Raw genomic sequence first — 24926 nt, 5'->3', positions numbered from 1 at the left:
CTTATCTATGAACAAAATCAAACCTGTTACTCTTACGATCGCCGGATCCGATTCCGGAGGTGGAGCCGGAATTCAAGCCGATCTGAAAACGTTTACGGCCATAGGCACTTTTGGAACTTCAGCAATCACTTGTTTAACCGCGCAAAATCCATCGGGCGTCACAGGAATTTTGGAAGTAGATTCCGACTTTCTAGAAAAACAAATTTGTGCCGTGATGGACTATTTTCCAGTTAAGGCAATCAAAACAGGAATGTTGTTTTCGACCGCAATCATCGAACGAACCCATTCTCTTTTATCGGACCGTAAAAAAAAGGATCCGTTTTTCTTGGTGATCGATCCGGTGATGGTTGCAACGAGCGGAGCAAAACTTTTACAAGACTCTGCAATCGACGCTCTATTGAATCGCTTGATTCCGATCGCCGAACTCATTACTCCGAATCTAGACGAAGCAGAAATTCTTTCGGGAAGAAAAATCAAAAGTAGCTCAGAAATGCCTGACCTTGCAAAAGAAATTTTTGAAAAATTTAGAGTTCCCGTTCTTTTAAAGGGAGGACATCTTCAAAACGAAACAATCGCTCTGGATATTCTCTATGACGGAAATAAAATTTATTCCTTTGAAAAACCGTTCGTGAGCGGATTTTATCCGCATGGAACGGGATGCACGTATTCTTCAGCGATCACTTCTTACTTGGCATTGGGGAATTCCTTAATAGAATCGATCCGTAAGGCAAAGGAATACCTTCATGCCGCGATAGAACAGGCTTATATCGCCGGAAAAGATAAAACACTGAATCACACGCCAACGATTTCAAAGTGACTTCGGTTTATTTTTTTTCGCTTAACAATTTCTCTTTTACTAAATTCTCAAGGATCGTAAGAGGTAAAGAACCGCTGTCCAAAACGACTGAATGAAATTCACGGATATCGAACTTTTCTTTTTTGTTTTCTCTAACCTTTTCCCTGAGTTCTAAAATTTTCAACATTCCAAGTTTATAAGAACACGCCTGGCCTGGATAAACGATATATCTTTCGATCTCTGCGGTTACGTCCTTCGGCGCCATTCCCGTATTTTCCATCATATAAGAAATCGCTTCTTCTCGAGTCCAACGTTTGTAGTGTAATCCGGTATCCACTACCAAACGAACAGCCCGAAACAGTTCAGCTTGCAATCTTCCGAGATCGGAATAAGGATCTTGAAAGAAATGATAGTCCTTTGCAAGACGTTCCGCATACAAGGCCCAACCTTCAACGTACGCCGTAAATGTAATCGTATTTCTAAAACGGGGAAGACCTTTTAATTCTTGCATGATAGCGATCTGCAAATGATGCCCCGGAATCGCTTCGTGATACGTAAGAGTTCGCATTCCGAATTTAGGGATCTCTTTCGTGTCCCTGAGATTGGCGTAAAAAATTCCAGGTCTGGATCCGTCCAGAGCCGGTTCGTCGTAATAGGCGCCCGGCGCGGTCTTCTCTTTAAAAACCGGAATTCTTTCCACTTCAACTTTGCCTTCGGGCATTTTTCGGAAAAGAGGTCTGGTCTTTTCTTCACCGTCCTTTAGAATTTTCTTATATTCCTCTAAGGCTTGAAGTTTCCCTTCTTCCGAATCCGGAAATAAGAATTGGGGTTCTTTTCGAAGAGCCGCCATCGCCGCGGGAATCGGTTGATTCTTACCGAGTCCTTTTAGAATGGTCTTCATTTCGGTCTGAATTCGCGATACTTCGGAAAGACCTATATTGTGAATTTCTTCCGGACTCAAATCCGTTGTAGTATGTTTTTTTAACTCGTGAGAATAGTATTGATCTCCGTCCGGAAGTTTCCAAACTCCGGCCCTCGAGTCGGAATGTTTTTTCTGTTCGTTAAATAAGTTTAGCAATTTGGAATATGCCGGAAAAATTTGAGTAACGATAGAATTCTGAACTTGAATTAAATAGAGATCTTGTTTTTCCTTTGAGATAGAATCGATTTTTCTCAGTTTTTTTTCAAAGGCGACGTAGAGGATATTCTCCCTCGCGGGAAGGGAGACAAATCCCGAAACCTCGGAGATCAAACGGTCCAAAATAAAGTCCGGCGGTAGAATCAGATTCTTATCTCGAAGTAGAATTCCCGCTATCAGTTGATCTATTTTTTTAGGAACGGCTCCCAACCGAAGAATATAATTATCCACATCCTTGGAAGATTTCAACGGATGTTGAGTCGCTAAGAAAGTCGGAATCTGACTTTGAACGCCGAATAACTGATTTGCGGGATAATCATGAAACAAAAATCTTTCTCCCGCAATTCGAAGACGAAGAGACCATTCCAAGATTTCAAAAGAAAGTAATTCCTGATCCGCTAATCCTTCTTTTCCATAAGAAAGAAGAACTTCTAAATTCTTCTTTGCTTTTTCTAAGTCTTGTTTTTGTTTTTCAATCGAGATGTCCGTTAGTCGCTTTTGATACCCGTCGACTCCAAGATTATTAAGAACGCCGAGAGAAGTAAGATATTCCGGATCGTCTAAAACGGACTCCCAGAAAACCTTCTCATAAAAAAGACCGAGCGTAAGCGGTTTAAAAAATATCGTATGTAAAAGAAAAGTGGATGAAAGAAAAACTAAGAATAGAAAACCGAAAAGAATTCGCTTTCTCGTTGTTATACTGGGCATAGTGAGACAAAATACAAAATCCGCTAAAGAATGAAAATTCTATTTTTGTAATTCGAAATGGTTTCGGTAAAATTCTTATTTCCCACTAAATGAAAACGTTTATCGAATCGAAGAATCTTTGGAAATTCTTAGGGAAATAACGGTCAAATCGTCCTGAAAAACATTTCCATCCGTGAATTTCTCTACGTCTTCTAAGATAATATCGACGAGTTCTTGAGACGATTTTTCTTTTTCTCTTTTCAGTAAATTATGGAGTCTTTTTTCTCCATAGAATTCTTTGCGTAAATTCGGTACTTCAAAAAGACCGTCTGAAAAAAGTAGGATTCGATCTTCCGGATGAATCTTTAAAATCTTATCCTTGTAAATGGAAGCGGAAGAAAGTCCGATCATTCTTCCCATATTTGGAAGTGTTAGAAATTCGGAATTTTGCATTAGAACTTGTTCCGGATGACCCGCGGAGGAATAGCGCAAAATACCTTTGGTTAAATCAAGATCCACAAGAATACAGGTATAATAGAGGTTTAACGATTTAAATTTCTCGATAAATTCTGAATTCAAAATTTCTAATATTTCGCCGGGTCTTTTTGCGGATTGTTTTAAAAATTCGTATCCAACTTTGATCGCCATCGTAATCAACGCGCCCTGAACTCCGTGTCCCGTTGCATCCGCTAAAAAGAGACGATAGACACCTTCGTTAGTACGGGTGATATCGTAAAAATCGCCACCGACTTCGTCTCTGGGGATATATTCCGCTCGAATATCCAAGTCGGAATATTTTTCAAAACCGGCAGGAAGCATACTCTTCTGAATTCTTTTAGCGGTTAATAAATCCTTTTTGATAATATCAAAGGACTTCTTTAGCTGGGCCATCAATTCTTCGATTGTTTTTCTTTCTTCGGAAAGTTTGCGTTTATCTTTTCTAGAAGATCGAAGGAGTTTTTGAACCTTTGAACTTTGTGATTTTAAGAATCCTGAGGTTATGCTCATCCAATAAAAATACAAAAGGATCGTTAAGACAAAAATAAAAAAGAAAATCACCAGAGTTCTATCGCTAAAACGAATCGGCGAAGTTCCTGCAATTCCGGTAAAATAAAATAAGAACAAACATAACGAATAGATCAAAGCGCCGAAAATAAAGTAACGCCTTTCCATCATTCCAAAAGGAGCGAGATAACTCCCGTAAAGAGCCGTTAGCATAACAAATAAAAAATCCGGAACTTGGACCGTGAGCCAAGCGTTGAAAAGAAGCATCGGAATATGCCAGAAATAAAACGAAATCTTCATCCATTTTTGAAGATTCCACCGACCATTCGCCAGTTGATAGTTTATCGGAATGGCAGTTCCGGCGTTTACGATTAAGAATAATAACAATTCAGAATAGGAAACCTTTTCCAATCCTTCCGTATTAAAAAATTTGAGAATGGAAAAAAGAACGGAAACAAACGATCCTCCCAAGATCCAGTTGAAAGTCACCGGAAGTCGAAACGTTTTTTTGAGATGAAAGAAATTCATAAATTTCTAAATCAGAGGAAAGATGACTAAAAAAATGAAAGCAACTAACCCGGTCCAAATACTAGCGGAGGCCAGCGAAAACCAAAGAGAGTTTTGCCATTGAATCAGAGGAGTGGCGACAAACAAAATCATTCCAAGATAGGAGAGATACGGAGAGCGATCATAAAGACGTTTCTGCCATTCTATAAATCCCTCTCGAAAATCCTTCACGTCTCCGTGAAATTTCATATCTAAGATCAATTCGCCGATCCAACCCGAAACTGAAAAAATCAAGGACCAAAGAAAAAATAAAATCGGTAGGGAAAGAGGAAGAATTTTTCTCCAAAGAACGACGCTCAATACTAAAAGTAAAAATCCTAAAATCGGCATTCCCGGATAGAGAACCTTGATTCTAAAAAACTTACTTTCCGAAAGAAATCGAAAGAATGGAATTCCTTCTCTTGATTGAAACGACCCGCAGAAAACACATTGTATTGAATCCGCTAAAATGTGAGTACCGCAATTCCTGCAGAATCGTTTCTCCGTCTCCATCGTTTCCGAAAGTCGTTCAGCTCTGACTAATGAGTTGATTGATCAATTGACGCAAAAAGTCTACATCCGGAGTTCCACTTTTCGGAAGAGGCTTATTATTGATAAACAGAGTCGGGGTCGAGTTGATCTTTAATTTCTCCGCCTCGTCAACTTCTCGATTGATTTGATCTCTGATTTTTGGAGAACTCATACAAGAACGGAATTGATCCATTTTAAGACCGTTTTTTTCAGCAAGTCGACTTACGGTTGCGACCGTATGCATCACACCGGTTTCATTGTCTTCATAAAGACCGGTATAAACCGGATAGAATTTACTCTGCTGATTCGCACAAAGCGCCGCGCTCGCAGCGACACAAGAACTGGCTTCGGGAGATTTTCTGCCAACGAGTCGATTGCAATTTCCATCCAAAGGAAAGTTCTTATAAGCCACCTTGATGATACCGTCGTATTCGCTCAGAAAGGATTTAAGAATTTTACTCGTGTGCATACAATGACCGCAGTTAAAGTCTGCGTATTTGACGATCGTGATCGGCGCGTTCGGATCTCCCACAATCGGAGTGTCTTTTAGATCGATCTGAACCGCTGGAGTCGATTCAAATTCTTTTAAAAGAAGTGGAATCGCTTTTTCACCGGAAGCGGAACCCGAAACAAGTCTCGCACCGCCCGTAGAAATTCGTCCTCCGTAGAGACCGAGAACAAAAAAAGATAAGATTACGATTAAAAGATTTAGAAAGTTTCCGTTCAGACTTCCGGTTACGGCGGAGACGGATTTATCGGAGATCGATTTAAAACCGGGATAGTTTACGACAATCAAGGCGATCGTCACTACGTAGGTCGCGGCACAAAGACCGCATAACGCTTTGATCACTCCGACCGATATAATGAACAAACCCACATCCGCGACTAAACCTAAGAGCAATACATAAAACGCGAGACGAAGGTTCGCTTCTGCGGTTTCCTTTTTAATTTCGGAAAGGACAAAAAGAAATCCCACAAATCCATAAAAGATAAAACCAAAAAGCGCGGTCGGGAGATCGCCTAATCCGGGAACGTTGCGAATGGCGGAAAAGGAACTTTCAGAAACCTTGTCACAGGAACCGGATTCGCTGATCGCGTTGCAAAGAGCTTCTCCGACGGAACTCGGGTCTCCATAGTATTTTTGGATGAGAAGGAAGGAGAGGATCAAACCTATAGCAGAGAGAATGATCGAAATTTTATTTTTAGATAATTGATTCATGAATTTCCCCGATCCTGTAAGATCGATTTACCTTTATGTATGGTTCCTTTCCAGATGAAAAGAAAAATCCAAATGGATTCTTCGGTTTCCTTTCTTAGAGTGAAGAAATCGCTTCAGCGAGATCTAATTTTCCTTCGTACAATGCCTTTCCCGTAATCACTCCATAGAGAGGAATTTTCGTATCCAGGGAAGAAAGATCCATAAGATCTTTTAAAGAGGAAATTCCGCCGGAGGCTATGACTTGAAACGGAAACGAGTTGAGAATCTCACGATACGCTTCTAAATTTGGCCCGGCCAAAGTCCCGTCTTGCGCGATGTCCGTAAAAACTACGTGCTCAATCCCTGCCTTTGCAAGTCGATCCATTAGGTCTCTGTAATCGACGCCGGAATCTTTTTCCCAACCTGAGATTTTTACGATTCCATCTCTTGCATCCACGGCAACTACGACTCGATCCTTTCCGTAAGTTTCGAGCGCAAATTTGAGAAGATCCGGATCGGTTACGGCGGCGGTCCCGATTATGAAACGATCGATCCCGATTTTATGATAGTATTCTAATTTTTCTTTATCTCGGATTCCACCACCCAGTTGAACTTTCAGCGAGGTGGTTTCTCGAATCTTCAAGATAGAATGTTCATTTACACCGATTTGATTTCTAGCGCCGTTGAGATCGACGAGGTGAAGCAAAGAGGCTCCATTCTTACTAAAACCGTCAGCGAGTTTCCAAGGTTCCGAAGAATAGATTTTCTTTTCTTCGTAATTTCCTTTGAACAAACGAACTGCACAATTATCTAATAAATCTATGGCGGGAATGATGATCATACAGATTGAATAAAATTCTCCAAAAGTTTAAGTCCGTGAGTATGAGATTTTTCGGGATGGAACTGAGTCCCGAAAATATTATTTTTTTCCACAACCGCAGGAAACTTTTCCTGATAATAATCGCAGAGACCGGTGATAGCGTTTCCTTCCGCGTCCGTCGGTCTGTAAGAATGAATAAAATAAAAGAAAGACTGATCCGGAATTCCTTTCAGAAGAATACTCTTTTCCTTCTTACGAAACTGAAGACGATTCCAACCGATATGAGGAACTTTAAAATCCTTACCGTGAAATTTTCGAATCTTTCCTTTGATATAACCCAAACCTTCAATCTGATCCTTCTTCGAACCTTGTGCAATTTCTTCAGAAGATTCAAAGAGAATTTGAAAACCGATACAAATTCCGAAAAGAGGTTTTCCTGAGGAAACGTGTTTGTCGATCGTATCTCGAAGACCGGTCGCATTTAGATTCTCCATCGCTTTATCAAAATGTCCGTCGCCGGGAAGAATCAACGCTTTCGAGTTTTCAATCGTAGCACGATCGTTGGTAAATATAAAGTCTTTTGTATAAAGAGAAACGGCTTTAATGCAAGAATGAATATTTCCCATTCCATAATCGAGAATAGCGATCACTCCAAAACTCCTTTTGTAGAGGGAATCGCTCCTGCCGAAGCGGAATCTTGCGCGATCGCCATCCTAAGAGCCTTGCCCAAAGCCTTAAAGATCGATTCGTGAATATGATGTCTATTATCACCGTAGTGAACTACTACGTGAAGATTCATCTTCGCGTTGAGCGCGAGTTTTTGTAAGAATTCTAAAGACAACTCTGCATCATAAATTCCGAATTTTCCGGTGAGTTCAGGACCGGTATATTTGAAAAAGTAACGACCACCGAGATCCACGGCAACCGTGGTCAAGACTTCGTCCATAGTAAGAGTAAAATGCCCGTATCTAAAAATACCGGCCTTGTCGCCGAGTTGATTGTGGATTGTGCTTCCCATGAGAATTGCAGTGTCTTCCACAGAGTGATGACAATCGATTTCAATATCTCCTCTCAACCAGAGATCAAGATCAATCAAACCGTGTTTGGAAATATGAGAAAGCATGTGCTCGAAAAAAGGAATCTCCGTATCAAAGCGATACTTACCGGTTCCGCGGAGATTCATCTCCAATTTGATTTCAGTTTCAGAGGTTTTGCGTTCTGCTTTCATTCTACCTGGATCATAGAATCCGAACGACCTCCGTGTCAATGAATTCCAAAATAATGGATGACGGAAAAGCCGAGCATCTCGAAATTGTAAGAGCAGTTTCTCGCTGCATTCCACCTCGCCGAAGTGGCGGAATTGGTAGACGCACTGGCTTCAGGTGCCAGCGATCGCAAGGTCGTGGGGGTTCGAGTCCCTTCTTCGGCAAAATTAAAATAACAATCCAACATGGACTCGAAGCTTTCGAGCGAGAGCGTTTTGAGCTTCCGTGAGAAGCGAAAAACGCGACACGAATCCAGGATGGATGAGTGCGCGAGAAAGACGCCCCGGAACTCAGTCGAGCACGACGCGAGACTGTGAAGGGGCGAGTCCCTTCTTCGGCAAAATTAAAATAACAATCCAACATGGACTCGAAGCTTTCGAGCGAGAGCGTTTTGAGCTTCCGTGAGAAGCGAAAAACGCGACACGAATCCAGGATGGATGAGTGCGCGAGAAAGACGCCCCGGAACTCAGTCGAGCACGATGCGAGACTGTGAAGGGGCGAGTCCCTTCTTCGGCAAAAATTAATTAATTTAGAATTTTTCCCAAAGCCGCTGAAAGGGTTGCGACTCCCAACATTCCCCCGAGAATCCAACGTGTCTGTAAAACGATGGATTTATGAATATCGCCAATTGATTTTTGTAATTCGATTCGAACGTCCGAGATTTCTGTTTTCACTTCGGTTCGAAAATTGGCAATTTCAGTTTTCAATCCGGAAACGCTGATATTTAAGTCTTTTCGAACTTCCGCAATTTCAAATTTCAAATTTGCAAACTCAGATCTCATTTCGGTCCGAAGATCGTTTATTTCCGTTTTTAATCCTATTCTAAGATCATTTATTTTCGTTTCTAAGTCTGTCTTCACATTTGCAATTTCTGATTTTAATTCCGTTCTAAGATCGTTTATTTTCGTTTCTAAGTCTGTCTTCACATTTGCAATTTCTGATTTTAGTTCCGTTCTAAGATCTGCAATTTCTGCTTTCAATTCGGCTTTTACTTCAGCAATTTCAGTCTTTAACTCCGTTCGTAATTCCATGATTTCAGATTTCAGTTCAGATCGAAGTTCCACAATTTCGATCTTTAATTCTTCTCTGAGTTCTGAAATTTCTTTACGAAGATTGGCGCTATCTGTTTTGAATTCAGATCTGAGCTCGGCCATTTCAGTTCTTAACTCTGCGATCTCAACTTTTACTTCAGCGCGGAAATTTAAAATTTCACCTCGAACGTCCGTAACTTCGATTTTGATTTCATAACGTAATTTTTCAAGCTCTGCGGAAACACTTGTTTTCAATGCTTCTAAGCTCAGAAATATATTTCTACTCTCGGAATGAAAAGTTGTTTCAAATAGATTTACGGAGGTTTCGAGCGTAGTTGTTTTGGAAGCCATAAAAGCATCGTTTAAGAAAACCACAAATTGGTCCGTTCCTTCCGGACCCAAAAGCTCTTCTAACTTACGTGGAATTCTATGGATTAAATCCATTCCCATATTCGCACCTTCCTTTCTTTTGAGTTCAAGCTCATTTTTTCCTTCTCCACAATACGGTTCCGGAAATCGAAAGGAGGGTTTTCCAATGGCGAAATTTTTTAATTCAGTTTAAAAAAAGTGAATCTTTTCTGGAGAATTTTCAAATTGCTCGATCCATTCTATTCTTAGGAAGATTCAATTAGAATTCTATACTATTCTTTAGTTTATCGCACCAACCTTTGCAAACTAAGAATTCTTTTCCGACCTTGTAACAAATTTTAGCCAAAGAGAAATTCAAAGCCTTTTCTGGAAGAACAGATTTTCCTCCTTATAAAATGAATAGATCAAGTTCTTATCCTTTAAGGCCTGAATCAAATTCTTGAAATAGGAAATCCTACTTTTTTCTTTAAATTCTTAAATGAATGAAAAGGAAGATTAGGCTGAGAAAACGAGAACAATTCAGTTTTCACTCAATACTTTTCTTGAATTTCTCCCGTGAATTCCATAAATGGAACCTGACCGTTTCACCGGCGGAGATTTGCTTTGATTTCAAAGAAAACAATTATGACTAAGAAAATTATAAATAGCGAATCAGGGAAAAATCCGTCTCTTTTGGATCCAAGAAAGGAACCTTCTCAGAGAAGATCCATCGATCGTGTTCAGAAGATTTTAGACGTAGTCGCCGTGTTATTAGAGCGAAACGGTGCGGAAGCGATCACGACCAATATGATTGCCCAAGAAGCTGAGATTCCAATCGGCTCTTTGTATCAATACTTTCCGAATAAACACGCCGTCTTGAATGCGGTTGGTCAAAGACATCTGGAAAGAGTCAATCAGATGCTTTCCGAAATTTTTCAGTCAGATCTTTCAGGAATCAATTGGGAAGACTTGATCGATCTCGTTATCGATTCTTTTGCAAATTTTTATCTGACGGAACCGGGGTTCGCTCCGCTTTGGTCTTCGATGAAGCAAGATCCGGAGTTGATTGAAATTGACCGAGAAAACAATTTAAAAATCTCCGAGAACGTTTCCCTGATCTTGGCTCAGTTCCAAGTGAATCCCGCGGAAAATAAAATCATCTCAAGAATTATCGTAGAAGTAACGGATGCGATTCTGAACCGTTGGATACGCGAGCAAAAAGATAGGGAATTTTCATCCAGAATGATCGTCGAATTGAAGATCATTCTAAAATCTTATCTAACTCGATATTTTCCAGGGAGAAAAGAAACACCTTGATTCGGATTCTTCTTTTTGAATTTCCTTTAACTACCTTTTTTGTTTTTTTAATGACGGCGACGTTCTTTCTAGTGAATATTTTTTTACCGGAACATTTAATACGTCAGTACTTTCTAAATCATCCGGGACATATTCAACCGATCTCTTGGATCGGGGCCGTGTTTTATCACGGAAACCTATTTCATCTTTTTGGAAATATGTTTTATCTTTTTTTCCTCGGAAGAGCCGTTGAATATAAAGCCGGAAAAGGAAGATGGTTGCTTTTCTTTTTTATGGCAGCTTTGGTTTCTTCTCTTTTGGATTCTTTTATTCGAGGCATTATCTTACACGACTCAACACCCGTAGTCGGCGCCTCAGGCGCGATTTCAGGAATCGCGGCGGTTGCCGCTTTGCTCTCTCCATTCTCCTTGCGTTTTAATCAGAAGAACATTCCCTTTCCCGTCTTTCTTGTCGCGTGGATCATGGTCTATTCGGACATCACGAACGTCTTTACGGATGACGGAGTCGCACGTTGGGCGCACTTAGGAGGATTTATTTCGGTCATCTTTGCCGCGTATTTCCTCAAACCGACGGAACGAAAACAGCTTCATTCCGGATTCATTCTAAACTTAATTTTTATCGTCCTAACTTTGATTCTGGCGTTCTTCTATTCGAATCGTTAGAATCCGATTTTCGATTCTAAGTAGAATTTTTAAAAATATTTAAGAATCTAACGGATTCTCCGATCAAGAAGTTCATTCCGCAAAATAGGAATCGAAGATAAAAATGATTGTCAGCAACGAAAAATTATCAGTCCCTGTTATGGAAACTCGGAGAATCAATCATCCTTGAGCAAACACGGCTTCTTTCAAATCACACAAAAACTTTTCCTAAGAAAGGGAGACGAGCTACTGATTCTCAGAGATAGAAAATCGGGTCTGGGAGACTTGCCCGGCGGACGAATGAACGAAGACGAGTTCTATCAAGACTGGAAGCTCAGCATGGAACGCGAAATCGAAGAAGAATTGGGCCCCAAGGTTCAGATCCAGGTTTCGCCAAAACCTCTCTTCATTCATAAACACAGAGTGAACGAGGGGAACTTCCCTTGTATCATCATCGCCTATCACGCGGATTTTTTGGGCGGAGAAATTCAACTCTCCGACGAACACGACTACATCGCTTGGGAAAATATCCATTCTTACGATCCGAGTCCCTTGTTTTCCGAATACATGTATGACGCGGTCAATCTCTATCTCAAGGAATACGCCTCTTTAGTTCATTAGAGAAAAAGAATATGACTCCATTTTGGAAAAACGCAATCGCATCCTTAATATTGATTCCTATATTTTTAGGAATCGCCTCCATTTTTTCGGGAAAAGAAATTTCTTCCGAACAATACAACGCACTAAAACAAAAAGAATATCAAATTCTTACGGCGGGGTTTGATAGAAACGCGGGAAACATTCTTGTAATTCAGCCGGAGTGGCGACTCGAAGATTTCTCTTCTGAGGAAAGATTTTTTAGATCTCTGGACAACCCGATCAAACAGGCAAAACAAAAAGGACTTTTAAAAAAGAATACGTTAGTTGTTCTTCCTTCGCATTCGGGAAGTTTTTTGTATTTTCTAAACTCGCGTCAGGAAACTTTTTCCCGTCCTAGTTTAGAACGGGCCTTTTATCTTTTAAAATTAGAAAACCGTTTTAGAAATTGGATCGGATTGATTACCGGACAAAAGACGGATCCATATTCAAAAATCTCATCCACTTACCAAAGAATTTTTTCCAATCTTTCCAGAACCTACGGAGTTTATCTTTTAGCGGGTTCGATTCTTTTGCCCGGAGCAAAACTTGAAAACGGAAACTTGATTTCAAATTCTGATGGAGAATGGAAAGAATTTACATTCCTCTTTCAACCGGACGGAAAACTCGCGAAAGAATTTCTATCCCACAACCCGTCGGAAACTTGGAAAAAAGATCTTTCTACGTTTACGGAAAATAATCTTCCCGGTTTAGAAGAGAACAACATTCCTCTGATTACGTATCAATTTCCGTTTGCGAGATTCGGTATTTTTTATTTGGAAGAATTTAAAAATCCTGAATTTCAAGATAGTGTTAAAAAAACATTTGTTTCCAGGATCATCGCAATCGGAGAAGAATCTTCCGAAACAGTTTTGAAAGAATGGGCAACAAAATCCAATTTTGAATCTACGATTCGAGTGATTCCTTCCGGTTCCTTGATCGATCGAGATTACGAAGGCGGAAGTTACGTCAAGACCAGATACGGAGCTCCGACCCCGGGCGTAAATAGCAGAGAACCCCTGATTCTCAATCTATTCTTATAATCTTTATTTGCTACGAACCTCTTCGTAGAGTTTCCAGATACTCCAATCTTCCGGTTGAAAATCGAGTTTGCTCAAGATCAACTGACCGGGTTCGGTTTCACAGACGATTCGATCATCCCCGGAAAGATAAGCCCTTTCGCAAAGGATTGGGAGATTCTGACTTTTTTTCAAAGGACCCCAAAGATGAACCTTTCCGGAATAACCCGAAAGGAACTCGTTCTTCTTTGCTAATTTCCAAGGATAAATTTCTTTTCTGCTCACGGTAAAAAGTTTCGTGATCGCGGGTTTACCCTTAGAGGAAAAATTAATTCTTCTCAAATGTAATTTCCCGATTTCTCCGCCGATATAATAAGCGCTCTCTCCGTTTCCATAATAAAGGATCGGACTCAAAATATCCTTATCAATTTTTTCCGCGGTTTTTTGTGTGGGATGAAACCAGTACAAATTGTAAGAACCTGCATTTCCTGAAAAAATCAAAAAAGAATTTCCGGATGGATACATCAAAGAACGTGTTTTTAGATTCGGAAAAGGAGAAACGATCTTTTCTTTATTCAAAACTAAAACCGGCTTTCTCGGTTCTACCGTTTTTTCTTCATAAAGATTGTCATCGACGAAGTAATAAATTTTAGATCCATCGGGAAGAATCGATCCCCGATTCTTACAAGAAACTTGAGCGCCCGCTTCGTAAGAAAGACTGGAATCTTTTAATGATATCGCAACGTATCGACAACCGCCCGAAGCTTGCATCGGATATTCGACCAACGCATAATTCGCGTTTTGAGAAAGAGATAAGTTGGAAGGAATCTGGTCCAAACTTCTCGAATTATTTTCACCCGCAGAAAGATCCTGATAGAATATTTTTTGATCTTCCGTCCAGACCAACTTCAATCGATCATTTGAAAACTCGATCACCCTCATAGAATCGGGAGCTTCCGAAGAAAGGATTTCGTCGCGGTCCTTCGGCGATTGAAGTTTTTCCTTTAACTTGTCGGCGGCCTTTTCGTATTTTTCCTGCTCTACCAATTCCTGAATTTCTTCTATAAAAGTTTCGTGACTACTCTTACAGAGATTAAAAAAAGAAACCGTAAACAAAATCAAAATCGTATTTTTAAAGATAAATGATTTCGATACGATTTTATTTTTCAAAATGGATTCAATATTCATAATATATTTCAGTTTCTCTTTTAGTTCTATTCTTCGATTTTATTTGTAAATTCGAATTCTTTTTGAAAAAGTTCGGTCGCCCTTCTTCCCGTTGTTTTTGTATCTAAAAACGAAATTCCTCCGTTCAAGATCGCGCCCAAATAAGGAAGCCATCCGTATCTCGAAGAAGAATTTCCATTCTTACGAAATAATTTCCAACCGAGATGAAAGCCGATGGAACGAAGAATTTCCAAAGAAGCGGGTCTCACGAGAACTCTACTTCCCATGTCTCGAACAAGGGATCGAATCAGAGCGTGATTTGTATCGGGAAAGATACAATAGCTCATAATCTCCGGAGAGACTTGAGATTCCCTTCCATAAAGAGCGGCGATATCTTTTACGAGATGACCCTGGATTCTATAGAATAAAATCATTTCAGGCAATAAGGTAAGATATCCCAAATGCATCTTGGGAATCGAAAGACCGGCGCTTACGGCTCCGGCTCGAATTGCAGCCTTCTGAACGCATTCTTCGATCAAATCGGCCGGATCGCCCACGGTTTTACCAAAGGGACTGCGGTATCCTCTGAGATCGGTCAGTAAGGTTAAGAATTTTTCAGAAAAAGCTTCTGCGACGGAAATATGGTTTTCCATAGAGTGGGTTGATTTACAAAGGAAAGGTCGAGTTCATTCAATGATAGATAGACTTGAAAAAATACAAGAAAAATACCTTCGGATCAGCGAAGAGTTAAATCTGGCGAAGGATCCTTCCTCGCTCAAGAATCTTTATAAAGAAAGATCGCGTCTGACGCCTCTCTATCTCAAGGTAGAAGAATATCTCAAACTCACAAAAGATAAAAAAGACGCTGAAGAGTTGATCCAGTCCGAAAAGGACGAAGAAATGCATCTGATGCTCAAGGAAGAAATCCGGCAAGCAGGCGAGAAGCTGGAGCAACTTGAAAAAGAACTCGAAATTCTACTTTTGACCCCCGATCCGAACTCCGGAAAGAATATTCTCGTAGAAATTAGAGCCGGGACCGGCGGAGAAGAAGCAGGTCTTTTTGTAGCGGATCTTTTCAGAATGTATTCCCGTTTCGCGGATAAATATAAAATCAAAACCGAGATCATCGATTCTTCGCCAACGGGAATCGGTGGTCTAAAAGAAATTATTTTTGCCTTAGAAGACGATCGGGCTTACGACCTTTTTAAATTCGAAGGCGGAACACATCGAGTGCAAAGAATCCCGAGCACCGAATCTGGCGGAAGAATTCATACGAGCGCTGTAACCGTTGCCGTTCTTCCCGAAGCCGACGCCGAAGAAGTCGAGATCAATGAGAACGATCTTAGAATCGACGTTTATCGTTCGTCCGGGGCCGGTGGTCAGCACGTAAACACGACCGACTCCGCTGTTAGGATCACTCACATTCCCACCGGCGTTGTAGTCGCTTGCCAAGATGAAAAATCGCAGCATAAAAACAAAGCCAAGGCTCTGAGAATTTTGAGCGCGAGAATTCTTGAAAAACAAGCGGAAGATAAGAAACAAGCCTCGGATGCGATCAAAAAACAAATGATCGGAAGCGGGGACCGTTCCGAAAGAGTAAGAACCTATAACTTTCCTCAGGGAAGATGTACGGACCATAGAATCGGATTTACGAGTCATAATCTTTCCGCAATTATGGAAGGCGACTTGGACGAACTCATCGGAGCACTTACGGAAGAAGATCGAATTCGGAAAATTTCAGAAACACAACCTAGTTAAAGAACTAAATCTTAGAATTTTACAGGTTGAAAAATCACGGATCGATCTCGAACTGGAATCATAGAGATGTTAAAAGAAATCAGCGAACCACATAGAACTCTCTGCGGAGAAAGAATTCCATTCGAAAACGTTCATGCCGTCTCGGTAAGCCTTCCTCAACTTACGGACGTAATCGGCTACGAAGAAAAAAGAACCGAAACCCTTTCTCGTTTGAAATCGGGTTACCCGAGATTTGTAGCCCATTCTTATATCGCGAGAATTTTAGATTTTAATAAAGAGAACCGAAAGATCACCACTCCTCAGTTCATCGTATCTTCCAGAAAAGCCGCGGATGCGATCGTTCAAAAATTCTCCATTCAAAAATTTGAAATCATTGAAGACGAAGAAATCATCACGTTAGTCATTCCCAATCTAAAAGAATTGGAAAAAGAAATCTTATCTTTCATTCAACATACGGGTTGTCTCGCTTCGTCCAGAAAAGCTGAAGACTTTCTTTTAAAAAAGGGAATTCTTCAGGAAATTTTTCGAGAGAAGGTCGAAAAAGAAAATCCGGTCGATAAAATTCTTTCCACACTCTCTTCTTTTTACCCGAATCTAAATCCGGAAATTCTTCTTTCCTCTTCTGGAATGAACGGAGTTTATACCGTCTTCGAAGCTTTGAATCAAATTCAAAAAAAACAAGATAAAACGATTTGGATCCGTCTTGGCTGGCTGTATGTGGATAATATCCGCATCATGGAAAAATACACGAAAGATTCTTACGTGATTCATAATGCTACGGACTTAGAAGATCTCGAACAATTTCTGAATGAAAACTCGGAGCGTGTAGCCGGTATCATCACCGAATGTCCGACCAATCCGCTTCTTTTGGTTCCGGATTATCCAAAACTAAAATCGATCGTGGATAAATACAAAGTCCCTTTGATCGCGGATATTTCTATCGCAGGTTCTGCGGTAATCAATGTTCTTCCTTATGTGGACGTCGTAGTAGAAAGCCTCACTAAGTTTGCCTGCGGAAACGGGGATTTGATGATGGGCGCTTTGATTCTAAATCGAAAGTCTCATTGGTTTCAGGAAATTCTTCCCATCTGTAAAGAATTAGTGGAAAGTCCTTATATCCGCGATTGTGAAAGACTCGCTTATGAGATTAAAGGATACGAAGATCGTGTTCGTAAGATAAGTTCCAATGTAATAAAGTTAGCGGATTTCTTTTCCAAACAACCCGGGATCAAAAATGTTTTTTGGACCGGCTCTTCCGAGTCCTCGGATAATTTTTCAAAGATTACAAGAATTCCCGGAATTCAAGCGGGGGTTTTATCCATCGAGCTTTCGATTCCGTTGGAAACGTTTTACGATCGATTGGCGTTGTTAAAGGGTCCGAGTTTCGGAACCGAATTCACATTAAACATGCTTTATGTTTATTTGGCTCACTATGAATTGGTGACCGAAAAAGAAGGACTCGAATTTTTAAAAGAAAACGGATTGGATCCGAATCTAATCCGGATCTCCGTTGGAATCGAAGACCCGGACCTTTTGATTCAGGAATACAAAAAGGCTCTCGAGATCTAAGCCCTCGCCTCTGCGGGAACTCCACTTGTAGAAGCCGAACTTCCTTTGAGATGGAAAATTCCCTTATAAAAAACAAAAAGAATTCCAAATTTAGAAATTCCTAATATATAAAGCATTCCGAGCGCGACTGCACTTCCAAGAATCCATCCGAGTGCGTGGATAATCAAACTGGAAAGAATCGCGAGCCCGAGCGCGCCGATAAAAACGGAACCGAAAAAATAAACGATTCTTTGAATCGGACTTCCTTTTCCTTCTTTCGTTTCCTGTTCGAGAGAAACGCCTTGAATTTCAAGACCTTCTTCCAACCATCTGGACATTATGACGATCATAATTGGAATCATAATCACGCCCATGACATACAACGTGATCGCGACATCGGAAGTTAGCCAAGAAAGCGCCGTATTCCAAGACCAGTTGTTAAGGTATTCTTCTCGAGTTGCTGAAAAAAATCTTTTGTAACCTTCTCCGTCCCAACCGTGAACAAGAATAAAAAACATTCCAAAATAGCCCAACATCACTTGTAAAAAACCGAAAAACGCTTTGGACCTTTCGAGAAGTTTCCAAACGATCCAGAACGCAAGAATTCCCTGCGAAACATTTGTAAAACCGAAAAGAGTGACCAACCAACCCGGCATCGATTTATCCAAGGCCTGCATGGTTTCCCAATTGGTAAATTGCCAGACCAAGTACAAACCTGACGGCCCGAACACGAGAGAAAGAAAGAGCACGTTGATCAGAAAATACGTAGTCTTCCAAAAGGGAGTTTTTTCATTCTTCCCCTCGACCTCTTTCAGAGCCGCGGGTGAAGAATCCGACGAAGTTTGAATTTTTTTAATCTGACGAGAAGCCGCCATTGCAAAGCCTGCGCCCAATCCATAGGCCCAGAACACATCCACTTGAACCATTTTCAATTCTCCTATTTCTCAAATCTAAATAAAGAATGACATATCATTCAGTTTTTTCAATCAAAAAAAGTAGGAACTCCTTCTTTTTCAAAAATACGAATTTCACAAATTGGCGCTCATTCCGTCCAGCATCAAGTCAGGAACCGCTTTCATCCATCGAGAGGCATATTCTGGATTAGATTTATGGGAAATGGACTGGCGAATTCCTTCAAACATCATGGAATTGATCGCTTTGGAAGCGACGTCTGTATCCAAATTCTTTCGTAAGAATCCTTTTTTCACACCGTTGATTAGATAAAGTTCCGTAACTTTTGCGGAAAGATCGTGGGTCTTTTTGATCTTAGTAGAAATCGATTCATCGATTCCCTGTGTTTCGAAAAAGAAAACCTGACCGACTCGAACGTCTTTTCCAAAAAGTTCAAACAGTCCGGCGCCGATTTCTCCGATCTGAGACCGGTATTCTTCCAAAGAATTGGATTTATCAGGGCTTTGTCTTGAGATCACTTCTGAAAGTCCCTTCTGAACTTGATCCAAAAGCGCGTGTAGGATATCCAATTTATTCTTAAAATAACGATAACAAGTTCCGTGACCGATGTCCAACTGAGTCGCGATATCCGCGATCCCTGTGGAGTGATATCCTTTCTTTGCGAAAATCTCTAAGGCGGCGTCCAGGATCTCTTCTCTTCGAGCCTGAATTTTTTCTTCTTTTTTCATACTTCGATAAGAATGTTGAACGTCGGAGTTCTTTTTGTAAACCAGAAGTTTTTCAGATAAGATCTACGCTCAAAGGAACCTGAATCGTAAACTGAGTGCCTTTCTTAGAATCCGAAGAAAAATCGATTTTTCCTTTCAGTTGTCTCACGAGAATATTAACGAGCTTCAAACCGAGAGAAGTGGAATCTTCGAGATCGAATCCGAACGGCATTCCGATTCCATTGTCTTCAACCTTGAGTTCTAAGTATTCGTCTTTTTTGGACAGTGAAATTCTCAGTTCCGAAACATCCTTCAGCGATATATTTTCGGGAAACGCATACTTTAAAGAATTGGAAACTAATTCGTTTAATATTAAGCCGATTGGAATCGCTCTGTTGACGCTGATATCCAAAGATTCCAATTTTGTAATCAAGCGAATCGACTCAGCCTTTCCATAGACTTGAAAGAGTTGATTCAAAAGTTTTTCAATATAAATGGAATACTGAATTTTTCCTAGGTTCTCCGATTGATACAACTCTTCATGAATCATCGACATCGTTCGGAGTCGATTCTGACTTTCTTTAAAGACGGAAAGACTTTCTTTGTCCTGAACATAGTCCGATTGCATCGATAAAAGAGAAGATATCACTTGCAGATTATTCTTAACCCTATGATGAATTTCCTTGAGCATCACTTCTTTCTCTTCTAAAGAAAGTTGTAGTTTTCGTTCCGCTGATTTGATTTCGGTAAAGTCGAGCAACGTTACGATCACGCTGGAAAGCGAAGTTTCAAAACCGGGCGGAACCGACCAACGAATCTTAATATCCAGTCTGGTATTATCCTGAACTCGAAAGCCGACTTCTACTTCATAAAAATAGGATTCTTCTCGAATCTTTCGAAGAACTCTTCGAAAAACCTTGAAATTATCCTGACTAAAAAAGCGTTTCCAGTTTTTAAATACAGTTTCGTAAGAATCCACTCGAAGTAAATTTACGGTCTCTTGATTAACCCCGATGACACGAATGGACTCAAAACAGAGTTGTACAAAATCCGGATGAGCCTCCACATAATCCGTAAAAGCGTCGCCATTTAGATCTTCCGGAAGCCCGTCTAACACGCGTTTGAGTTCGGAATAATCCGCTTCGATAATGGCAACGGGAAGGTGTTGAAACAAACCCATATATCGGATCTGACTTTTTTCCAACGCGGCCCTCGCCTCGTTTTTATCGAGTATTTCTTCTCTGAGAATTTCGTTTGATCGAAGCAGTTCGTGAGTCCTTTCCTTAACCTTACCTTCCAAACTCTGATGAGAAATTCTTAGTTGATTCTCCGCTTCTTTTCTCTCGTTTACAATACTCGCCACGAGTAAACTCGTAATGGAAAGTACCGCGATAAAAAACTGAAGTAAAATATAGGAAGCGTTCATCGTCTCCGCATAAAATTGAGGAGATCCAGAAATTGTTCCGAGAATCGCAATCACGGAAGACAATACCACAGCTAAACTGCTCGCCCTTTCCCCCAGACGAAACGCGGACCATAGAATCAGAGGAATTAAAATATATCCCAGAGGATAACTGAAAGAAACGATCGGAGTAACCAAATCAAAGGAAACGAGGGAAAAAAATACGATCAATAAGAGTAAAACCGTGGATTCGAGAAAATCAAGAATCTTTGGAATCTTATATTCCCCGCGAAACCAAAAGAGAATAAAAGGGGCTCCGATATAAACTCCGAGCGTATCTCCCGCCCACCAAGTCAACCAACTCTGACGAAAGCCTAACAACTCGATTTCATTCAAAAAATACATCGTCACAACGGAACCGGTCGAACTGATCGTACAAACGAGAGCCTCGAGTGATATAAATAAAAGAACGAATTGTGTACGATCGGAAAGTTTACAGCCCGGAATTTTTTTTGTTAATACGACTTTACCGACGTAACTCTGAAGCGCTGAAAAAAAAGCGATCGAAGCGCTGAGATATAAATTCTTATTCGGATCAATCCAAATTCCTGAAAATAGATCCGTACCGGAATTGGAAAGAAAGGATGCTATAAAAACACCGATGATCGTGCAGTTTCCGAAAATAAGAGTTAGGCCGAGCGCAGCGCCGGACGCAGGCCAGATTGCCGATGCATATCCAGGATAAATCGCCGTGTTTCTTCCGATTTGGGCGAGAATATAATAGATAAACCCGGAGAATAAAATGATTCCTGAGATTCTTATTATTGCTTTGAAACGAAGAGACAAAATCATCAATCCTAATTAAGTTTGCTCTAAAATGAGAATCGAAGAACTCTTATTCTCTGACCAGTCTTTTATGATTTTTGATGAAGGATTCCATCCTTCCGGAAAGATTCTCTTTCGTAACCCAATCACCACAATCAAGGCATTTACTTCAAAAGAAATCGAATCGTCTCTTAACGAAATCGAACTCTACATTCAGCAAGGATTTTACATTGCCGGATATATTTCTTACGAAGCAGGAGAAGTTTTTTCCGGTTTAAATCAAAAAGATTCTGAAACAGTTTTACCATTTTTGTATTTTGGTGTTTTTCACAAACCGGAAATCCTGCAAACGATTGAAGAAACTCCTTCTAAAAGTTTCGGATTTCAGATTTCCTCTTTACCAAATCAAAAAGAATATTTTCGGAATCTAAAATTGATTCGAGAAAAACTCTTTCAAGGAGAAATCTATCAGATCAATTATACGGATCAAATCCTTTTCGATTTCGAAGGGGATATATTATCATTTTATAATACTCTTATAAATAGACAACCTGTCGCATACGGATCCTGGATACGGATCCAGAATCAGGACATTCTTTCTTTTTCACCGGAGCTTTTTTTTGAAAAACAAGGAAGAAACCTAATCACCAAACCGATGAAAGGCACGTATCCGAGAGGGAAAAACGAATTCGAAGACGAAAAAAATATCCAGCTTCTCAAAAATTCTGAAAAGGAAAAAGCCGAAAATCTGATGATTACGGATTTGATGAGAAACGATCTCGGAAAAATCAGTCGGAAAGGAAGCGTCCAAGTTCAAGAATTATTCTCCGTAGAAAAATACAAAACGATCTTACAGATGACGAGCACAATCCGTTCCGAACTTTCAGACGGAATCAATTGTTCCGATATTTTTAGAGAATTGTTTCCAGGCGGTTCAATCACGGGCGCCCCAAAACTGAGGGCCATGGAACTGATTCAAGAATTGGAGAAACCAAGAGGAATTTACACGGGAGCGATCGGAGTCATTCAACCAAATTCAAACGCGGTATTTTCGATCGCGATTCGTACATTAGAAATATCTGATGGAAAGGGAAAGCTCGGAATCGGGTCTGGAATTACTTGGGACGCCGATCCGGAAAAAGAATGGCTCGAAATTTTAGAAAAGGCGAAATTCTTTTCCGAGGCTCCAAGAAACTTTTATTTATTTGAAACGATACTTTATAAAAATAGAATATTTTACTTTCAAAAAGAACACAAAAAACGGATAAAAGATTCCGCTGAAACTCTAAATTTTCCTTTTTCGGAAGAAGGATGGAATTCTTGTCTGCAGGAAATTGCCTCAACCTGCAAGGAAGCAAATTCCTATCGTATTAAGATCAGCTTAGATACTTCCGGAAACTTTAGTTTCGAACATTCTATCCTTTCCTCTTTTCAAAAAAAAGGAAGTTTACAAATTAGCCGGACTCGAATGAATTCTTCTTCCGAATTTAGAAAACACAAAACAAATCTCCGAGAAGTTTACGATCGTGAAGGAAATCAATCCAGGAATTCTTCTCATTTGGATGTGATTTTTTTAAATGAAAAGAATGAAATTACGGAAGGAAGTATTGCTAACCTTTTTCTCAAGGTCGGAGATTCTTACTTTACTCCTCCCCTCTCTTCCGGAATTCTTCCCGGAATCTATCGAAATCGTCTGTTGCAAAGGAAAGGGTTTTACGAACGTTCTCTTTCTTTGGATGATCTGAAATCTTCAGAATCCGTTTTTCTCTGCAACTCTCTTCGCGGGATTTTGCGAGTCCGCGGGATCGAAGATTCTTCAAAAGATGAATGAACAGAATCTAGTTGCGAAAATCAGCCGAAGTTCTAAGATCTCAAGCATGAGAACTTTTCTGGGGATTTCCATTCCGGACGCAGTGAAAGAACAACTAACTTCGATCTGTTACGGATTGCCCGATATCAAGTGGGTGCGGGAAGAAAATTTTCATATCACCTTGGTATTTTTAGGAGAACAAAATTCCGATGATATCGATCGAATCTCGGAATTCTGTTCCGGGATTTCACTTCCTGACTTCGAGTTAGAACTGAAGTCGGTTGGCTTTTTTGGAAAACAAAAATCTCCTTCCATTCTTTTTGCAAACGTGGAACAAAATCCAACATTGTTTCAATTACAGAAAACACTCGATTCCGGTCTTAGAAAACTAGGCTTTAGTCCCGAACGCCAAGACTACCACCCGCACGTAACGATCGGAAGATTCAAGACTACACACGGAGGAAAGATATCTCTTTATTTGGAAGAATTCTCCAATTTTTCCTCTTCTCGTTTTTCGATTTCGGAGTTTCATATCTATTCTTCAAAATCATCCTCGGACGGACCAATTTATACGATTGAAGAATCTTTTTCACTTTTTCCGTCTTACAAGAATTATGGGAAAATACCTTGAAAGACTTTTCCGATTTTTTTAGAAATCCACACGTCTGGGATCGTGAGATCGTCGCGGTCGGTGGCGATCTTTCCCCCGAAAGACTTCTTTATGCTTATAAGAATGGAATCTTTCCTTGGTCCGATCAGCCCATTCTTTGGTATTGTTTAGATCCTCGTGGAATCTTCGATCTCAACAAGCTGCATATTTCAAAACGTGTAAGACGTAAAATAAACCAGAAGAAATATACGATTACATTCAATCGAGCATTCGAACAAGTTATGCGCTGTTGCGCCTATCGACCCGGCGAGGAGACTTGGATCACCGAACTTTTTATCAAAGGTTATAATGAATTTCACAAACTCGGTTATGCACATTCGATCGAAGTTTGGGATGAGAACGGTAAACTCGGAGGCGGAGTCTACGGAGTCGCGATCGGAAATTTTTTCGCCGGAGAATCGATGTTTTCTTTCGTTCCCGATTTCGGCAAAATCGGTCTATTTCATTTATTTGATGCACTTAAGAAAGATCAGTTCCTCCTTTTCGATACCCAACAACTAAACATTGTTACTCTTGGGCTCGGCGCTTATCAAATTCCAAAAAAAGAATATCTTAGAAGATTGGAATCCGCCGTTGCTTCCGGAAAAAAATGGACCCCTCCTCATTCCATTCTTTGAAAAAAAACGTATTTACTTTTTTCCGAAGGATGTTGCACTTCTCAGAATCAATCATTCTATTCAATAGGAAACTTTAAAATGACCCTTTTTAAGAAAATTCTTGCCCAACTTTTGATCGCCTCAATGGCGCTAACTGGATTTGCAGGACTCGTTGCAGAAGAACCTGCCGCTGACGCACCGACTACTCAGACTGAAACTCCAAAGGAAACAAAGTCTGAAAAGAAAGGAAAAAAAGCTAAGAAATCCAAAAAGGCTAAAAAGGCAAAGAAATCTAAGAAAAAATCCAAGAAGGAAAAAGCAGAAAGTAAAAAAGAAGAATCAGCTCCAGCTACTGAATCTTCTACTCCTGCCGGAGAAGAGCAATAATCACTGCTTCCCGTCTATCTCTTCCGAGGTAGACGGCCTTTCTTTTCCTCGTTTTTGCACTGCACCCTCTTTTCCCTCATTCCAAAATTTGATTGACTCATTCCTTTTTTCTCTTAACTTAATTCAGCCTTTATAATACCGGAACTCATTCCGGTAAAACTCACTA

Annotated in this window: 23 protein-coding genes, 1 tRNA gene and 1 pseudogene; 12 read left to right on the top strand and 13 right to left on the bottom strand. The window is 40.3% G+C overall.

The window, feature by feature from the left end:
- Positions 1-7 precede the first annotated feature (7 nt).
- On the top strand, positions 8-817 hold the full coding sequence (gene thiD / locus A0128_RS00610) for a bifunctional hydroxymethylpyrimidine kinase/phosphomethylpyrimidine kinase (RefSeq protein ID WP_069605758.1): 810 nt from the start codon (positions 8-10) through the stop codon (positions 815-817).
- A 7-nt stretch (positions 818-824) separates the two neighbouring features.
- Here thiD and A0128_RS00605 read toward each other — a convergent pair whose 3' ends face one another.
- The 7 genes from A0128_RS00605 to hisB form a co-directional block, all read right to left on the bottom strand.
- Positions 825-2642, bottom strand: coding sequence for a DUF885 domain-containing protein (locus A0128_RS00605; protein ID WP_069605757.1), 1818 nt, complete (start codon positions 2640-2642; stop codon positions 825-827).
- 99 nt (positions 2643-2741) lie between these two features.
- Positions 2742-4154, bottom strand: a complete 1413-nt coding sequence (locus A0128_RS00600) for a PP2C family protein-serine/threonine phosphatase (RefSeq protein ID WP_069605756.1) — start codon at positions 4152-4154, stop codon at positions 2742-2744.
- A 6-nt stretch (positions 4155-4160) separates the two neighbouring features.
- The gene (locus A0128_RS00595; RefSeq protein WP_069605755.1) at positions 4161-4685 is read right to left on the bottom strand and encodes a hypothetical protein; all 525 of its coding nucleotides are present in this window, start codon (positions 4683-4685) and stop codon (positions 4161-4163) included.
- Between the two features lie 16 nt (positions 4686-4701).
- On the bottom strand, positions 4702-5922 hold the full coding sequence (locus tag A0128_RS00590; RefSeq protein WP_069605754.1) for a vitamin K epoxide reductase/DsbA family protein: 1221 nt from the start codon (positions 5920-5922) through the stop codon (positions 4702-4704).
- Positions 5923-6016: 94 nt separating this feature from the next.
- A complete protein-coding gene (hisA, locus tag A0128_RS00585) occupies positions 6017-6742 on the bottom strand; it encodes a 1-(5-phosphoribosyl)-5-[(5-phosphoribosylamino)methylideneamino]imidazole-4-carboxamide isomerase (RefSeq protein ID WP_069605753.1) in 726 nt (241 codons plus the stop codon).
- Positions 6739-7371 carry an imidazole glycerol phosphate synthase subunit HisH gene (gene hisH, locus A0128_RS00580; RefSeq protein ID WP_069605752.1) on the bottom strand — a complete coding sequence of 211 codons (633 nt, stop codon included), beginning with the start codon at positions 7369-7371 and terminating at the stop codon, positions 6739-6741. The genes hisA and hisH overlap by 4 nt, the downstream gene beginning before the upstream one ends.
- Positions 7368-7949 carry an imidazoleglycerol-phosphate dehydratase HisB gene (gene hisB, locus A0128_RS00575; RefSeq protein WP_069605751.1) on the bottom strand — a complete coding sequence of 194 codons (582 nt, stop codon included), beginning with the start codon at positions 7947-7949 and terminating at the stop codon, positions 7368-7370. Before hisB ends, hisH begins: the two co-directional genes overlap by 4 nt.
- A gap of 117 nt (positions 7950-8066) precedes the next feature.
- Between hisB and A0128_RS00570 the strand changes: the two genes are divergently transcribed.
- A tRNA-Leu gene (locus tag A0128_RS00570) sits at positions 8067-8150 on the top strand.
- A 360-nt stretch (positions 8151-8510) separates the two neighbouring features.
- On the opposite strand, the gene A0128_RS00565 is transcribed toward A0128_RS00570, so the two are convergent.
- On the bottom strand, positions 8511-9467 hold the full coding sequence (locus A0128_RS00565) for an LA_3696 family protein (RefSeq protein ID WP_069605750.1): 957 nt from the start codon (positions 9465-9467) through the stop codon (positions 8511-8513).
- 522 nt (positions 9468-9989) lie between these two features.
- Between A0128_RS00565 and A0128_RS00560 the strand changes: the two are divergent.
- From A0128_RS00560 to A0128_RS00545, 4 genes and pseudogenes are all read left to right on the top strand, one after another.
- Positions 9990-10701, top strand: a pseudogene (locus tag A0128_RS00560) (TetR/AcrR family transcriptional regulator).
- Positions 10679-11344 (top strand): rhomboid family intramembrane serine protease, encoded by a 666-nt coding sequence (locus tag A0128_RS00555; protein ID WP_069605749.1) that lies wholly within the window; start codon positions 10679-10681, stop codon positions 11342-11344. Before A0128_RS00560 ends, A0128_RS00555 begins: the two are co-directional and overlap by 23 nt.
- A gap of 165 nt (positions 11345-11509) precedes the next feature.
- A complete protein-coding gene (locus tag A0128_RS00550; RefSeq protein WP_069605748.1) occupies positions 11510-11944 on the top strand; it encodes an NUDIX hydrolase in 435 nt (144 codons plus the stop codon).
- An 11-nt stretch (positions 11945-11955) separates the two neighbouring features.
- Entirely contained in the window at positions 11956-13002 is a 1047-nt protein-coding gene (locus A0128_RS00545) for a carbon-nitrogen hydrolase family protein (protein ID WP_069605747.1), read from the top strand.
- Positions 13003-13005: 3 nt separating this feature from the next.
- Here the strand turns inward: A0128_RS00545 and A0128_RS00540 are convergent, their stop codons facing one another.
- Complete coding sequence (locus A0128_RS00540; protein WP_069605746.1) at positions 13006-14166, bottom strand: hypothetical protein; 1161 nt, start codon at positions 14164-14166, stop codon at positions 13006-13008.
- A 26-nt stretch (positions 14167-14192) separates the two neighbouring features.
- Entirely contained in the window at positions 14193-14798 is a 606-nt protein-coding gene (locus A0128_RS00535; protein ID WP_069605745.1) for a hypothetical protein, read from the bottom strand.
- 40 nt (positions 14799-14838) lie between these two features.
- On the opposite strand from A0128_RS00535, the gene prfA reads away from it, so the two are divergent.
- Together prfA and A0128_RS00525 are read left to right on the top strand one after the other, a co-directional pair.
- Positions 14839-15903: a peptide chain release factor 1 gene (prfA, locus tag A0128_RS00530; RefSeq protein ID WP_069605744.1), complete on the top strand. Its 1065-nt coding sequence runs from the start codon at positions 14839-14841 to the stop codon at positions 15901-15903.
- Positions 15904-15969: 66 nt separating this feature from the next.
- The gene (locus A0128_RS00525) at positions 15970-17472 is read left to right on the top strand and encodes an aminotransferase class I/II-fold pyridoxal phosphate-dependent enzyme (protein ID WP_069605743.1); all 1503 of its coding nucleotides are present in this window, start codon (positions 15970-15972) and stop codon (positions 17470-17472) included.
- Here A0128_RS00525 and A0128_RS00520 read toward each other — a convergent pair.
- The 3 genes from A0128_RS00520 to A0128_RS00510 form a co-directional block, all read right to left on the bottom strand.
- Positions 17469-18377 (bottom strand): hypothetical protein, encoded by a 909-nt coding sequence (locus tag A0128_RS00520; protein WP_069605742.1) that lies wholly within the window; start codon positions 18375-18377, stop codon positions 17469-17471. The genes A0128_RS00525 and A0128_RS00520 overlap by 4 nt on opposite strands.
- A gap of 102 nt (positions 18378-18479) precedes the next feature.
- Entirely contained in the window at positions 18480-19091 is a 612-nt protein-coding gene (locus A0128_RS00515) for a TetR/AcrR family transcriptional regulator (protein ID WP_069605741.1), read from the bottom strand.
- Positions 19092-19143: 52 nt separating this feature from the next.
- Complete coding sequence (locus A0128_RS00510) at positions 19144-21318, bottom strand: MASE1 domain-containing protein (RefSeq protein ID WP_069609015.1); 2175 nt, start codon at positions 21316-21318, stop codon at positions 19144-19146.
- A gap of 31 nt (positions 21319-21349) precedes the next feature.
- Between A0128_RS00510 and pabB the strand changes: the two genes are divergently transcribed.
- From pabB to A0128_RS00490, 4 genes are all read left to right on the top strand, one after another.
- Entirely contained in the window at positions 21350-23128 is a 1779-nt protein-coding gene (gene pabB, locus A0128_RS00505) for an aminodeoxychorismate synthase component I (protein ID WP_069605740.1), read from the top strand.
- A gap of 46 nt (positions 23129-23174) precedes the next feature.
- The gene (gene thpR, locus A0128_RS00500) at positions 23175-23738 is read left to right on the top strand and encodes an RNA 2',3'-cyclic phosphodiesterase (RefSeq protein WP_069609014.1); all 564 of its coding nucleotides are present in this window, start codon (positions 23175-23177) and stop codon (positions 23736-23738) included.
- Entirely contained in the window at positions 23735-24394 is a 660-nt protein-coding gene (aat, locus tag A0128_RS00495; protein WP_069605739.1) for a leucyl/phenylalanyl-tRNA--protein transferase, read from the top strand. The genes thpR and aat overlap by 4 nt, the downstream gene beginning before the upstream one ends.
- A 78-nt stretch (positions 24395-24472) precedes the next feature.
- Complete coding sequence (locus A0128_RS00490) at positions 24473-24760, top strand: hypothetical protein (RefSeq protein ID WP_069605738.1); 288 nt, start codon at positions 24473-24475, stop codon at positions 24758-24760.
- Positions 24761-24926 lie beyond the last annotated feature (166 nt).

The sequence above is a fragment of the Leptospira tipperaryensis genome (assembly GCF_001729245.1).
GTDB classification, from domain to species: Bacteria; Spirochaetota; Leptospiria; order Leptospirales; family Leptospiraceae; genus Leptospira; species Leptospira tipperaryensis.
This window is presented reverse-complemented; position numbering and strand designations above follow the sequence as displayed.

Excerpts from the sequence above, each read along its gene's own strand:
- A0128_RS00600 (WP_069605756.1), bottom strand. The coding sequence starts at position 4,154 with ATGAATTTCTTTCATCTCAAAAAAACGTTTCGACTTCCGGTGACTTTC.
- thiD (WP_069605758.1), top strand. The coding sequence starts at position 8 with ATGAACAAAATCAAACCTGTTACTCTTACGATCGCCGGATCCGATTCC.
- A0128_RS00525 (WP_069605743.1), top strand. The coding sequence starts at position 15,970 with ATGTTAAAAGAAATCAGCGAACCACATAGAACTCTCTGCGGAGAAAGA.
- A0128_RS00490 (WP_069605738.1), top strand. The coding sequence starts at position 24,473 with ATGACCCTTTTTAAGAAAATTCTTGCCCAACTTTTGATCGCCTCAATG.
- A0128_RS00605 (WP_069605757.1), bottom strand. The coding sequence starts at position 2,642 with ATGCCCAGTATAACAACGAGAAAGCGAATTCTTTTCGGTTTTCTATTC.
- A0128_RS00590 (WP_069605754.1), bottom strand. The coding sequence starts at position 5,922 with ATGAATCAATTATCTAAAAATAAAATTTCGATCATTCTCTCTGCTATA.
- A0128_RS00540 (WP_069605746.1), bottom strand. The coding sequence starts at position 14,166 with ATGAATATTGAATCCATTTTGAAAAATAAAATCGTATCGAAATCATTT.
- A0128_RS00535 (WP_069605745.1), bottom strand. The coding sequence starts at position 14,798 with ATGGAAAACCATATTTCCGTCGCAGAAGCTTTTTCTGAAAAATTCTTA.
- A0128_RS00595 (WP_069605755.1), bottom strand. The coding sequence starts at position 4,685 with ATGGAGACGGAGAAACGATTCTGCAGGAATTGCGGTACTCACATTTTA.
- hisB (WP_069605751.1), bottom strand. The coding sequence starts at position 7,949 with ATGAAAGCAGAACGCAAAACCTCTGAAACTGAAATCAAATTGGAGATG.
- A0128_RS00520 (WP_069605742.1), bottom strand. The coding sequence starts at position 18,377 with ATGGTTCAAGTGGATGTGTTCTGGGCCTATGGATTGGGCGCAGGCTTT.
- A0128_RS00515 (WP_069605741.1), bottom strand. The coding sequence starts at position 19,091 with ATGAAAAAAGAAGAAAAAATTCAGGCTCGAAGAGAAGAGATCCTGGAC.
- pabB (WP_069605740.1), top strand. The coding sequence starts at position 21,350 with ATGAGAATCGAAGAACTCTTATTCTCTGACCAGTCTTTTATGATTTTT.
- A0128_RS00565 (WP_069605750.1), bottom strand. The coding sequence starts at position 9,467 with ATGGGAATGGATTTAATCCATAGAATTCCACGTAAGTTAGAAGAGCTT.
- hisA (WP_069605753.1), bottom strand. The coding sequence starts at position 6,742 with ATGATCATCATTCCCGCCATAGATTTATTAGATAATTGTGCAGTTCGT.
- thpR (WP_069609014.1), top strand. The coding sequence starts at position 23,175 with ATGAGAACTTTTCTGGGGATTTCCATTCCGGACGCAGTGAAAGAACAA.
- A0128_RS00545 (WP_069605747.1), top strand. The coding sequence starts at position 11,956 with ATGACTCCATTTTGGAAAAACGCAATCGCATCCTTAATATTGATTCCT.
- prfA (WP_069605744.1), top strand. The coding sequence starts at position 14,839 with ATGATAGATAGACTTGAAAAAATACAAGAAAAATACCTTCGGATCAGC.